Annotated in this window: 12 protein-coding genes; 8 read left to right on the top strand and 4 right to left on the bottom strand. The window is 42.2% G+C overall.

The genetic code is table 11. The features are described 5' to 3' along the window. Positions 1–173 precede the first annotated feature (173 nt). From JMX83_RS00905 to JMX83_RS00920, 4 genes are all read left to right on the top strand, one after another. Positions 174–1,406 (top strand): RtcB family protein, encoded by a 1,233-nt coding sequence (locus tag JMX83_RS00905; RefSeq protein ID WP_201598217.1) that lies wholly within the window; start codon positions 174–176, stop codon positions 1,404–1,406. 20 nt (positions 1,407–1,426) lie between these two features. Further along, a complete protein-coding gene (locus JMX83_RS00910; protein ID WP_201598219.1) occupies positions 1,427–1,891 on the top strand; it encodes a hypothetical protein in 465 nt (154 codons plus the stop codon). Between the two features lie 190 nt (positions 1,892–2,081). Continuing rightward, on the top strand, positions 2,082–2,657 hold the full coding sequence (locus tag JMX83_RS00915; protein WP_201598222.1) for an SMI1/KNR4 family protein: 576 nt from the start codon (positions 2,082–2,084) through the stop codon (positions 2,655–2,657). A gap of 20 nt (positions 2,658–2,677) precedes the next feature. Next, positions 2,678–3,136, top strand: a complete 459-nt coding sequence (locus JMX83_RS00920) for a DIP1984 family protein (protein WP_201598225.1) — start codon at positions 2,678–2,680, stop codon at positions 3,134–3,136. Positions 3,137–3,497: 361 nt separating this feature from the next. Here JMX83_RS00920 and JMX83_RS00925 read toward each other — a convergent pair whose 3' ends face one another. After that, on the bottom strand, positions 3,498–4,268 hold the full coding sequence (locus JMX83_RS00925; protein ID WP_201598227.1) for a hypothetical protein: 771 nt from the start codon (positions 4,266–4,268) through the stop codon (positions 3,498–3,500). Positions 4,269–4,476: 208 nt separating this feature from the next. Between JMX83_RS00925 and JMX83_RS00930 the strand changes: the two genes are divergently transcribed. The 4 genes from JMX83_RS00930 (at position 4,477) to JMX83_RS00945 (ending at position 8,823) form a co-directional block, all read left to right on the top strand. Next, positions 4,477–4,794, top strand: coding sequence for a hypothetical protein (locus JMX83_RS00930; protein ID WP_201598229.1), 318 nt, complete (start codon positions 4,477–4,479; stop codon positions 4,792–4,794). A 99-nt stretch (positions 4,795–4,893) separates the two neighbouring features. After that, a complete protein-coding gene (rtcA, locus tag JMX83_RS00935; RefSeq protein WP_406947610.1) occupies positions 4,894–6,006 on the top strand; it encodes an RNA 3'-terminal phosphate cyclase in 1,113 nt (370 codons plus the stop codon). A 121-nt stretch (positions 6,007–6,127) separates the two neighbouring features. Beyond that, the gene (locus JMX83_RS00940; RefSeq protein WP_201598233.1) at positions 6,128–7,939 is read left to right on the top strand and encodes an FMN-binding glutamate synthase family protein; all 1,812 of its coding nucleotides are present in this window, start codon (positions 6,128–6,130) and stop codon (positions 7,937–7,939) included. Positions 7,940–8,013: 74 nt separating this feature from the next. After that, complete coding sequence (locus JMX83_RS00945; protein ID WP_201598238.1) at positions 8,014–8,823, top strand: phosphodiester glycosidase family protein; 810 nt, start codon at positions 8,014–8,016, stop codon at positions 8,821–8,823. Positions 8,824–8,954: 131 nt separating this feature from the next. Here JMX83_RS00945 and JMX83_RS00950 read toward each other — a convergent pair whose 3' ends face one another. From JMX83_RS00950 to JMX83_RS00960, 3 genes are read right to left on the bottom strand one after another with little or no spacing between them, the layout of a single operon-like run. Beyond that, positions 8,955–10,178: a vWA domain-containing protein gene (locus JMX83_RS00950; RefSeq protein WP_201598241.1), complete on the bottom strand. Its 1,224-nt coding sequence runs from the start codon at positions 10,176–10,178 to the stop codon at positions 8,955–8,957. Positions 10,179–10,180: 2 nt separating this feature from the next. Next, entirely contained in the window at positions 10,181–12,304 is a 2,124-nt protein-coding gene (locus JMX83_RS00955) for a hypothetical protein (RefSeq protein WP_201598243.1), read from the bottom strand. 39 nt (positions 12,305–12,343) lie between these two features. Further along, positions 12,344–13,192 (bottom strand): AAA family ATPase, encoded by an 849-nt coding sequence (locus JMX83_RS00960; protein WP_201598245.1) that lies wholly within the window; start codon positions 13,190–13,192, stop codon positions 12,344–12,346. Between the last annotated feature and the right edge of the window lie 241 nt (positions 13,193–13,433).

Below are 13,433 nucleotides of genomic sequence, written 5' to 3' on the forward strand. Positions count from 1 at the left end.
ATAATAAACTCTCCAAATTATATATGATATTAAAAATAAGTTTTTATATTTATTTTCAATATTTATATCAATAACTTAAATAAATAATTGCGTATATTAAACAAACTTGGCACACCCTTAGCATCATGTAAAGTACAGATAGAACACTTTTATAAAAAACTAAGGAGCACACTATGCAGCCTATCAACCACAACATCATTCAAGACGGTGGCACCCCTATCCGCCTATGGACCAAAGGCGTGCCTGTCGATCCAAAAGCGCACGACCAGCTGATTAAAGCCTCAAAAATGCCCTTTATTTATAAGTGGCTCGCGGTGATGCCTGATGTGCATGTCGGTATCGGCGCGACTATTGGTACGGTATTGCCGACCAAAGAAGCGATTATCCCAGCGGCGGTCGGCGTAGATATCGGCTGCGGCATGATGGCGGTGCAAACCACCCTAACCGCCAATGATTTGCCCGACAACCTGCACGGACTGCGCACGGAGCTGGAAAAAGCCATTCCGCATGGACGCAGCAAAACTCGCGGTCGCGGCTCACGCCGTGATGTGGGCGCGTGGGCGAACCCTGATGATACAGTCATGAATGGCTGGGGTACGCTGGTCGATGACTTTAATTATCTGACCCAAAAGCATCCCAAACTAAAAAACACCAACAACCTGAATCATTTGGGAACGCTGGGTACGGGCAATCACTTTGTTGAGGTGTGCCTTGATGAGACCAATCAGGTTTGGATTATGCTGCATTCAGGCTCGCGCGGCGTGGGCAATGCCATCGGGCGCTACTTTATCGAGCTGGCGCGCGAGGACATGCGCAAATGGTTTATTAACCTGCCGGATAAAGATTTGGCTTATTTTGCTGAAGGGACAGAACATTTTGACGACTATTGGTTTGCGGTTGGCTGGGCGCAGCGCTTTGCCTTTAAAAACCGCGAAATCATGATGGAAAAAGCCATCCAAGCGCTACGTACCATCGTGCCCAAGCCTTTTGATGCTGCGGTCAAAGCGGTCAACTGTCACCACAACTATGTGGCAAAAGAAGAGCACTATGGCGAGGAAGTTTTTATCACGCGTAAAGGCGCGGTGCGCGCGCGCGTTGGCGAATACGGTATCATTCCAGGGTCAATGGGCGCAAAATCCTTTATCGTCAAAGGTAAAGGTAATGAAGAATCCTTTTGCTCTTGCTCGCATGGTGCAGGCCGCGTGATGTCACGCACTGAGGCGAAAAAGGTCTTCACCACCGCCGACCAAATCGCCCAAACCGAAGGCGTAGAATGCCGAAAAGACGCGGACGTGATTGATGAAATCCCAGCGGCGTACAAAAACATTGAAGACGTGATGAACGCGCAAAGTGACTTGGTGGAAGTGGTACATACCTTGCGGCAAGTGGTTTGTGTGAAGGGTTAAATTTTTAAAAGGAGATTATTATGAAACAAACTATTAATCTATATGATTTGATCCACCAAATTCATGTTGAAAAAAAAGAGGTGGTTTGGCACGCGCATCCTTTCAATACAGGAGAAGAGTCTACGATAGAAGGTTATTATAGAAGCCTCTGTGAAGAGATAAAAAGTCATACTAAAACTTTATATCAAATTGAAGTAGATGATTACGCTTCATATTATGATGCGTGGTTTTATCAACAGACTTCTGACTTTGCTAGTGATTCTCTCGAAAGTCTTGAGAACTATGAAGGTCTTGTCGTTCTCTTCCATCGAATACTGCCTTACTATGTATTCATGCAAGGTTCAAAATCATGGCCTATTCATGATCCTTCAATGTGTTCTCATTATCTACCAAGCCGTAAAATGCTAGATAACTTGGCCAATAACGCGGTAAAGAATCTTGCTCAGACAGTAGAAAAAATTTTAACTCATAATTTTAACTCATAGAGGCTTAATTCGTTTGAATACACTTGCACTGACTACACCATTGGAGATAGCTGAAAGAATACCTTCAATACAGATCAATAATTATATTTCTTATTATGATGGCCTGTTTTATTGGGAAGATTAAAAGGTTGGGAATAAGTGCCTCATTTAATTATTTTGAAATCAGCTTTTAAAATTGGAAGCAAACACTATGAAACATTCACAAAAAAAAGAGGTCATCCGAAAGCTCAAAGCAAAGAAAGTCGAATTTGAGCATGGATTATCTGATCAAGAGATTCAAGAAATTGAGCTAAAATTTGATATACAGTTTCCACCTGATTTGCGAGATTTTTTACAGACAGAACTTCCTATCTCAGACAACTTTGTGAACTGGCGTCTTGGTTTAAACTCCAAAGATGAGGAAATCTATATTAGACAAAGAATTGATTGGCCATTTAGTGGCATAGTGTTTGATATAGAGCATAATGTATTCTGGATGGAAGAATGGGGTGAGAAGTCTAACGATCTTAATAAAAATATTATGATCGCTGAAATTTATTATGAGACTTATCCTAAATTGATACCAATTTACTCGCACCGATACATTCCTAGTGAACCGCATAAAACTGGTAATCCTGTCTTTTCTATTTATCAGACAGATATCATTTACTATGGATACGATTTAGCACACTACTTTGCTCATGAATTTCGTTTTGAATTGTCAGATAAGTTTCCAATAATCGATGCACCAAATCATATTGATTTTTGGGGCGATATTGAATCCTAATTATAATAAGAGAGAACAAAATGAAACTCGCAGAAGCCCTACTCATCCGTAGCGATATGCAAAAAAAATTGGCGCAAATAAAAGGACGCATTCGCAATAATGTCAAAGTCCAAGACGGCGATAAACCAAGCGAAGACCCCAATCAGCTATTGATGGATGCTAGCCAGCTGATTACTGAGCTGTCCGCGCTTATCGCCCGCATTCAGCGCACCAACGCGGTGGCGCTGACGGACAACAATCAGTCGATGCTGGCACTGCTCGTTGAGCGCGACACCCTTGAGATGCGCCACAAGCTATTGACCGAGTCGATAGCCGCAACCGAAACCGAAGTCGATCGCTATAGCCCGCGTGAGATTAAATGGCAAGTGATGGTCTCGGTTGGCGCATTGCAAAAGCAAGCCGACGATATCGCTATGAAGCTGCGTCAGCTTAACATCGTTATTCAAGCCAATAACTGGCAAATTGACCTTGTTGAATAATAATGTTGCACAATAAATATTAGACCAATAATACCAAATTCTCTGCGAGCTTAGTATAAGTCAGCAGACTCCCCTTTTGGAACCGACTGGGCGAGTGTCAGACCCCGCGATCCGCAGCAGGGGGTTGAAAACATACTGTAGTGGCTGCTACGCGTTGCGGGCAAACGCTTTTTTCACAAATTATGCCCCGTACACGTCACTTGGCACAATGCACCATTTAGACCTTACCACCAGACACTGACAGTCGGTTTCAATTTTATTTTAGCTACACATATCATTTTTCACTGCTGTAATATATCAAGCGCTAGATACTGAGAATCTATAAAATATTCTGATTGAGTATAAAAAGGTCTACTATTGATTAATTTAGAGCTAATTTTTCATCAATCACTTCATAAATATTATAGGTCGTTTGCGCGATTGGCTGTAACTCTGAATCGAACTGATAAAAGCGAACATCATAACTGCCTTCTTGCCAGCCGTCAGAAGGAATAAAGCTCACCCAGTTTTGATTGCTATTTGGTGAGATATTTTTTTTCTCAAATAATAAAACTTGTCCAGTCTGATTATTAATCCACTTGATGAATACATACTTATTAGAAGGTACTTGACCATTGGTATCTAGATGAGCATACATTTTGGCAAATTTGGTCACTCGACTGGTATTAGCGCTGGTTTCAGGCATAGCATAGCCAAAACTAACTTTGGCTATGCCCGCGAGCTGCTGAGTGTCATTGGGAGTATACAATTCCTCAATAGCACGTTCTGCAAAGCGCCGTTTGTCCGTTATGACCTCACTAGCGTCGGTGGCCATAAATTTATCCACGTACTGCTCAAGTACATAGTCGGGCATATTATTGATCAGTTGTTTGGCTTGTTGCTCAGAGTAATCATTGATACTAATCTGAGTATCTTGCTCTTTAGATGTTAACTCTTGAGGAATGTCAAAAACGTCGCTGGTTGTATTTATATCTTGATTATCAACCTCTTGTCTTGTTTGTGCTATTTGGTCAGTCCGCTGAGGACTCAGAACTGCGTCCATTTGTTGTTTGCTCATGGCTAAGTACACGACCAAGCCACCAAACATAAAGGCCGTAACAATAGTTAATAGGTAGGTAATTGTGTTTTTCATATGCATTGGTACTTAGGCAACATAAAAAAGGTACAGCTAATGATAGATGTACCTTTTAATTGAATTTAAGCTGAAAGATTAACGACAAATAAAGGTATAGCCGTTCAAATTTATAGAACCGTTACGTGCAATCACCCCATTACTGATGGTTAGCTCACCACTGCTTGAACAATCAACCGTTGATAATTTCCCACTATTAAGTGAAGAAATGGAAACAAGACAAGATTTGCCATTAACTCCGAAGATATTATTGCCATCAGTTTCACAATTATTATCATCAGATGTTGGTTCAACAGGTTTGACATTGCCAGATGTTAGTGTACAGCTAGCCATACAGGTTGCATCATTACTACAAGAACTAAATGCAGCTTCAGATGAACAAGTATATTTATTACCATTACCTAGGGTTTTAGTACCTGTATATGAAGAGCTATCACTGCTTCCGCCACAAGCAGATAAGAATAAAGCGGAACCGATTACGCATAAACTAAGAATGCTTTTCAATGAAAACTCCTGTTATAAATAGCTAACTAGAAAAATGTCGATTATATACATAAAATATTTTAAATTGAATACATTTATCGATTTAAATCTATTTTTTTAAAAAGTACTAGAAGTCAGATCAATCGAGAGAACCATTATGCCAAAAACCCCAACCCTAAAAATAGACGGCAGCACAGGCGAAGGCGGCGGACAAATTATCCGTAGCGCCCTCACCTTGTCGATGCTCACAGGCACACCGATTGAAATCACCAATATTCGTGCTGGACGCGCCAAGCCCGGATTGATGCGCCAGCATTTGATGTGCGTGCAAGCGTCACAACAAATATCAAATGCGGTGGTCACAGGCGCGCATTTGGGTAGTATGGTCTTTACTTTTACGCCAAGCACCGTACAAGCGGGCGATTATACCTTTGATATCGGCTCAGCAGGCAGCACCAGTCTCGTGCTGCAAACGCTGCTACCTGCCCTACTCTTTGTCAATACTGACGCAAACCAAAAATCAACCGTTACCATTACAGGCGGTACGCACAACCCGTTAGCACCAACCACCGACTTTTTGCAGCACGCCTTTGTGCCGCTACTTGCCAAGCTCAGGATGCAGGTGGATATTGAATGCTTGCAAGCAGGCTTTGCGCCTATCGGCGGCGGCGCGACTAAAGCAACTATTGCGCCATTTATGCGCCGTGCTAATGCTTCACGATTAGACCTCACGGAACGCGGTAAGCTTAGCAGCATAGAGCTGGTCGCAAGCGTGCTTAATCTAGAATACGATATTTGCAAACGCGAGCTTGCCAGCGCCAAGGCCGCGTTGATTGAAGCGGGTATGGATGAGGCGCTTATTACAACGCGCGGCAACAAATTATACGGCATTGGTGAAGGCAATACCTGCTATGCAAAAGTCACTCATAAGACTCGTGACATGCAAAATCATAAAGAATATCACTCTGAAATATTTACATTACTAGGAGAAAAACGCAGCTCAGCAGAAAAGATAGGTGGTCGTTTGTCAGGCTTAGTAAAGCGTTATTTGTTTGATACCGATGCGCTGATTGATGAATATCTAACCGATCAGCTGCTATTACCGTTAGCCTTATCAGGCGGTGGTACATTTAGCGCACGAGTCATTAGCGAGCATAGCAAAACCCAAGCGTGGCTCATTGAGCAGTTTTTACCCGTTGCAATCACGTTTGATGCTATAGAGGATAAGCAAATATTGGTCAAAATCACCTGCTAAAATTTGCCAGCATTAGTATACTGTTACCCAATGATACCGACGTGGCGATAGCATCAGTGTATGATATACGCGACAAATTTGAGCGTCTTATCTATATTTACAGTGACTGTTGAGCCTCGTTATGCCTGAATCTCGTACCAATCTACACCCTGAACCCAAAACTAGCTCGCCGTATTTTGTCGGGTTGCTACTGCGCTATAGCACGCTGGGTGCAGCCATTTGTCTATTATTAGCAGGATTGCTGCTGATGCACGGTTGGCTAATTGTGATTGGAGGTTTTGGCGTAGGCCTCGGTATTTATGATCTGATTCAGTCCAAGCATTCAGTGTTAAAAAACTACCCGATAGCAGGACATATACGCTACGTACTAGAGGATTTTCGTCCTGAGATTCGTCAGTACTTGCTTGAGGATGACAAAGAGCAAGTGCCATTTTCACGCCAGCAGCGCGCGCTAGTATATCAGCGGGCAAAGAACGTCAGCGATACCAATGCGTTTGGTACGCTAGACAATCTTTATACTCATGGTAAAGAATGGTTTTTGCAATCCGCCATTAGCCAGCCGTTAGAAAACAAAGACTTTCGCATCATGGTCGGCGGCGAGCGTTGCCAGCAGCCACATGACATGTCGGTATTCAATATCTCGGCGATGAGTTTTGGCAGTCTGTCAGCAAACGCTATTATGGCGCTTAATCAAGGTGCCAAGATGGGCGGCTTTACCCACGATACGGGCGAAGGTGCTATCAGCCCTTATCATCGTAAGTTCGGTGGTGATCTGATTTGGGAGTTGGGTACAGGGTATTTTGGTTGCCGTGATGCCGAAGGCAATTTTGACCCACAGTCTTTCGCCGAAAAAGCCGTCGATCCACAAGTCAAAATGATTGAGATCAAGCTGTCGCAAGGTGCCAAACCGGGTAAGGGCGGCGTGTTGCCATCGAGTAAAATTACCCAAGAGATTGCCGATACTCGTCAAGTGCCGACGGGTCAAGACTGTATTTCGCCCGCTTCGCACACCGCGTTTAGTACACCACGTGAGCTTGTCGCCTTTTGGCAACAGCTACGTGAGCTATCTGGTGGCAAGCCTGTTGGCTTTAAGCTATGCGTGGGTCAGCCTTGGCAGTTTATGGCGATTGTCAAAGCCATGATAGAGACAGACAACTATCCTGATTTTATTGTTATTGACGGTGCCGAAGGCGGTACAGGTGCGGCGCCTGTTGAGTTTATGGACAATGTCGGTATGCCGATGGTCGAAGGGTTTTTGCTTGTTCATAACACTTTGGTCGGTGCAGGCATCCGTGACAAGATCAGACTTGGTGTCAGTGGCAAGATTGTCTCAGGGTTTGATATCGCACGGATGATTGCGCTAGGTGCCGATTGGTGTAACTCGGCACGCGGCTTTATGTTTGCGGTTGGCTGTATTCAGTCGCGCTCTTGTCACACCAATACTTGCCCGACAGGCGTGGCTACCCAAGACCCTTACCGTCAAAAGGCCCTCGATGTGCCTAGCAAAGCAGAGCGGGTGGCAAGTTTCCACAAAAACACGCTCAAATCATTGGCCAGTATCGTCGGCGCGGTGGGTTTACAGCATCCGAGTCAGCTGCAACCTTATCATATCGCCCGCCGTCTAGATGACGGGCAGATTAAGCTACTATCTAAGTTTTTCTACTTTACGGATAAGGGCGCATTACTTGATAATAGCGCGCGTGCAGATATTTTCAATCAAATGTGGGTGATGGCAAATCCTGATAGTTTCTTAGCCAATAACGATGCGCTTATCGCTTATAATAAAGACTCCCGTGATAGAGGCAAAGAAACCAGCGCACCCACTGGACACCGCTCTATATATGATACTGACCACTCGATCATGACCGATGGTGGACAACTCATCGGCAATGTGAATAATACCTTCCGTGACTATCCGCCTAGTAGCGACTAAAAGGTATTACGCAAGCGTTATTCATGAAGCAGTAGCAAACCACAAATACCCCTATGTTAAAAGACGTGTGATTGATGCCAACCTCCATTTTGACCTTATCGTTATCATTGATAGTGCTGGCGCTTGGCCTTAGTGCTTGCCAGCAGACAGACACTGACACGACTAACCTCGATACAGACAGTTGGTCATGCCAGACAAAAGACTCGCCATTTACGTATAGCGTCTGCCGTGTGGATGCAAGTGAATTAACAAACGACCGTTATTCACTCCAGCTATTTTGGCAAGCCTCTAATGACCAACCACTACTGACCTTTGATACGTTGCTATCTACTTTACCAAAGACTGAAACTTTAAACTTTGCCATGAATGCAGGAATGTACAACGAAAACTATGCACCGATTGGCTATACCATTATCAAAGGCAAAGAAGTCAAATCGCTCAATCTAAAAGAAGGTGGTGGCAATTTTCATTTATTACCTAATGGCGTCATGTGGTGGGACAAAGCTGGTCACGTACAAATCACTGAAAGCCACGCCTTAGATGAGCAGATCACTACTGGCGACGCACAGCCTTGGTATGCGACGCAATCTGGTCCTATGCTAGTCATCAATGACGAGATACATCCGCAGTTTAATCCTGATAGCACTTCCATCAAACTGCGTAACGGTGCAGGTATTTGCCGAGATGGCAACATACAATTCGTCAATACAGATGAGCCTGTGACGTTTTATCAGTTTGCTACTCTATTCAAAGACGAACTAGGTTGTTCAAATGCGCTGTTTTTGGATGGCGGTATTGCCTCAGCACTGTATGCACCTACTATCGATAAACTAGATAAAAAAGAGATGGGCGTGATGATTGGACTGGTTGAAAACAAAGAATAGCCGCAGTATTTATTATAAAGTACAAACTTGCCACTTTTTATCACTATTTATCACCCATTAAAAAAGCACTTAAGACGACGCTATCGTCTTAGGTGCTTTTTTCATATTACTCGTCCAAATATAGATTAATACTACCGCGCCATGTACTGGGTCATCTCCTCAACACCGTGTAGCGTCATCGGATACATCTTATTTTCAAATAGTTTTTTGATCTCAACGATGGTTTGCGTGTACTGCCAATAGCTTGGGGTTTCAGGATTGAGCCACGCCACTTTGTCAAAGTGTTCAAGCACACGCCTTAGCCATACAATACCCGCTTCATTGTTCATATACTCGACGCTACCGCCCACGGTCATCAGCTCATACGGCGACATCGATGCGTCACCGACGAAGATGACACGATACTCGCGACCATATTTATTGAGCAGCTCAAACGTTGGCATCGGTGCACTATGGCGACGGTTGTTGTCCTTCCACACATAGTCATACAAGCAGTTATGAAAATAGAAAAACTCTAATGTTTTAAATTCGTTCTTTGCCGCAGAGAACAGTTTCTCAAGTGCTTCAACATGGATGTCCATACTACCGCCCACATCAAATAGCATCAATACCTTGACTCGGTTGCGGCGCTCGGCTTGCATATGTATATCAAGCACACCCTTTTTGGCAGTACGTTTAATGGTCTCATGAATATCGAGCTCGTCCGCGCTGCCTGTGCGCGCAAACTGACGTAGATTGCGTAGTGCCATTTGGATTTGGCGGGTACCAAGCTGATTATCATCATCAAGATTACGGTATTTACGCTGCTCCCAGACTTTTGCTGCGCTACGTTTACGCGATTCACCGCCGACGCGCACCCCTTCTGGATGATCTCCATAAGCACCAAATGGCGAAGTACCGCCCGTCCCTACCCACTTGCTACCACCTTGGTGACGCGCTTTTTGCTCTTTTAACCGCTCTTCTAACGCTTTCATCAGCTCCTCTAATGAGCCGTACTTTTTTAGCAGACGTCTTTGCTCTTCGGTCAGATTTTTTGGGTCGAGCTTTAGATCAAGCCATTCTTTAGGCACATCGGTCAGCTTAGCCAATAGCGCATCCATATCAAGGCTATCAATCCCTTCAAAATAATCTGCCATGGCCCGATCAAATTTATCAAAATGGCGTTCGTCTTTAACCATACACAGCCGAATTAACCGATACATGTCCTCACGGCTCGCAAAAGTCGCCAGTGCTGGATCTTCAGGATGCGGCTGCATCATTAAACCCTTGTCTAACGCGGCATTGAGATCAAGCAGCTCACGCGTACTGACTGGCACGCCATAAGTCCGCAAGGTATAGAATAATTTTATGAACATGATTATGCCTTTAGTGTAGAAGCAGGATTTAACTCTTGGATTGAACTCATAAGCGGTAAGTTATCAAGCCAAAACTTATTGCCCTCAATAATATCAATCACTGCGTCTAAACTCCCTTCCAAGGTACCAGAAGCGCTTTTATCATCATTATTCTTGAGCATATCGGAGAAGTATCGTTTATGTCCGTTTAGAATAATAACCAACTCTTCAAAGGATATTTTTAAAAACCCATCAATATATTCGTGATCAAACTCTAGCGTTGTGTCTATAATCCACGAGTGAATGCTAAATTTAGAGCTATCAAGTCCTAGGCTGGGTAAAAAAATATCGCTAACATAGCTAGACTTACGTGATAATTGATACACAGCTTTTTTCAATATAAAATTTCTATACTCATATATTTCTTTCACACTACTTTTTACATAAGTAGATTTAAGTTCAATAACCAAAACTTTATTATCTGTTACTACAATCGCATCTATCTCACCCACTCCAGACTCTGAAGGCTCATACTGACTATAGACTTCACCTTTATATTTAGCCAATAGCCCAGCTAGATTCTGCTCCATTAAATCGGTTTCAGATTTCAAACTAGCTCTATTTTTATACAATTTTCTGAAGGTATTTATGGTAGCTGTATTGAAGTTTTTTTGAGCTAATATCCATGGCAGAGCAAAAATATAGTCATCAATTTTGTAAAAAGAGTTTTCAACATAAGAAGTGTCGCTACCACCGCGTAAGTCTATCGACCAAAAATCAAGAATACGACTCATCTCTCTTACTCTTTTATTTTTACCACCTTCGATTATCCAATCTGACATTTTAATTGCTTTTTCTTTGTGAGTAGAGAAAGTAATAGGCATCCTATTTTGACCAATTAAAAGCCCATCGATCATCAGTTTCGTTAAGGTAGAAAATACATGTTGATCATTGCTGTCTCTTATTTTTTTAAAAGCTGTAACAAAGTCTTGGACGTAATGCGCCTGTGATAACAACATCGTAAAAATTAAAGAATATAGGTCATAGTCTTGTTCAAAGACTGCTTTTTCGATGCCATATATTTCATATAATTGTAGGACAATACCTTGGGTCTTAGCTAACGCCAGCGCGTTAGACTCTATATTCTTGCCTCTATCTAAGCGCTCAAAGTAAGGGTTTTCTGTTAAAGTATTAATGCCGCGCCATTGCCAATATGCTGATAAAATGCCAAACTTTTCTTGAAATAAGTCTAAATTACGTGGTTTGGATTCGAGTACCAATTGACCATTCTTTAAATAATAATTTGTTGAAAATTGATAACAGTAAGCACTAATAACTTGATCTTGATACAAATTAATTTCTATTTTATGAGCGACCAGCCGTTTAAAATCATCATATTGGTTTATAAGAGAATAGTTTAGATTTTCACCAAATAGAAAAGGAGACATTTTAGCTTTTAGAACTTGAGTTAACTTCTTCTCCGTTAGCTGATTTTTCTCTATATTTGAGCTTGTGATAACTTCATGAAAAACAGCCCAAATATCTTGAACAGAAACGGTATCGTTAATGTCCATTTGATAAGGTATTTTTAGATAATCAGTATCACTCATTAAATATTCATAAGCATAGAAGCTACTGAATACCATTGCTGTGATTTGGTCGAGCTGCAGCTGATTTTTAAGATTTTTATAGGCACTGAGGCGCTCTTGATACTGTAGTTGTATGTATTCAACTGTTCGTAAAAAATTATTAAATTTGAGAAAGTTAAACTGATCAGCTATTTTCTTTAAAATTACCCAAGAATTGTGTTCAGACTGGGCAATAATACCTGATAGGCGCACTGCATTAATGACACTTTCTTCGTCCATTTTAAGAAGGTTTTCCAATATACAGGCATCTATAGATGAATGCGATAACCGAATATACTGACCCAAAGCAAATACAAAATTCTCATTACTCAAATGATCTTGCGATAGCGTCACGATAAAATCTGAAGACCAAAAATCAGTAAATTTATTCACTTTGTTTTTAAGTGTGGAAGGGGTACTACTTTGGAACAATAAAATATCGATTATCTTTGCCAATGCTTCTTCATAGCCAAAATCAATAGCCAGAGCTTCAAATTTAGTGTCAAAATACGTTTTCATTATTCACCCATCAGCTTAAAATTCAACTCGACCTTTATATTAACGACGCATCATATTGGCAAAGCGCTGCAACAGATTCACATCCGCTTCGTTTTTCAGCAATGCACCATATAATGGTGGGATAGATTTTTCGCCACGTAAGTTTTCTTCTAGCTCATTCTGAGCCATGTCATCAGCGAGCAATAACGTCAACCAATCGACCAATTCAGACGTGGATGGTGGTTTTTTCAGGCCTTGGATATTGCGCAGTTTGTAGAATATATCTAAGGCATCGTTGACCAATTTTTCTTGAATATTGGGGAAATGCACCTCAATGATTTGGCGCATGGTTTGCTCTTCTGGAAAGTCGATGTAATGGAAGAAACAACGACGCAAAAACGCATCGGGTAGCTCTTTTTCATTGTTTGATGTGATAATTACCACAGGACGCTGTGCCGCTGTAATGGTCTCACCCGTCTCATAAACATAAAACGACATCTTATCGAGCTCATGCAGCAAGTCATTAGGGAACTCGATATCGGCTTTATCAATCTCATCGATCAGTAGTACGCTGCGCTCAGTGCTAGTGAAGGCATCCCACAGCTTGCCTGGCTTGATGTAATTGCCAATCTCATAAACTTTGTCATCACCCAACTGCGAATCACGCAGGCGCGATACCGCATCGTACTCGTATAAACCCTGCTCAGCTTTAGTCGTCGACTTGATGTGCCACGTAATCAGTGGCATCCCTAGAATTTCAGCAACCTCTCCTGCAAGCAATGTCTTACCCGTACCAGGTTCACCCTTGATAAGGAGCGGCTTTTGTAGTGTCATGGCCGCATTCACTGCCAGTTGTAAATCGTCTGTTGCGATATAATTTTGAGTGCCGGTAAAGGTTTGCTTGCTCATAATCAGGTCTCGGTTGTTGTTATAGATGTATGGTTATAAATAAATAGGACTAAAAATTTGATAATGAATAAAAAATAAATTAGATTAGCACAGCCTGACGTATTGCCAAAATACTCATGCGTTCGCCTTTATGAGTAATGGTTGTATACCTCTAACCATTCATATGACTGGTAAACACTTTGGCATAAAAAAAGACACGCACTGGTGTCTTTTCATTCAGGTATGCAGTCATTTTTTAAGA

The sequence above is a fragment of the Psychrobacter piscatorii genome (genome assembly GCF_904846415.1).
Lineage (GTDB): Bacteria > Pseudomonadota > Gammaproteobacteria > Pseudomonadales > Moraxellaceae > Psychrobacter > Psychrobacter piscatorii.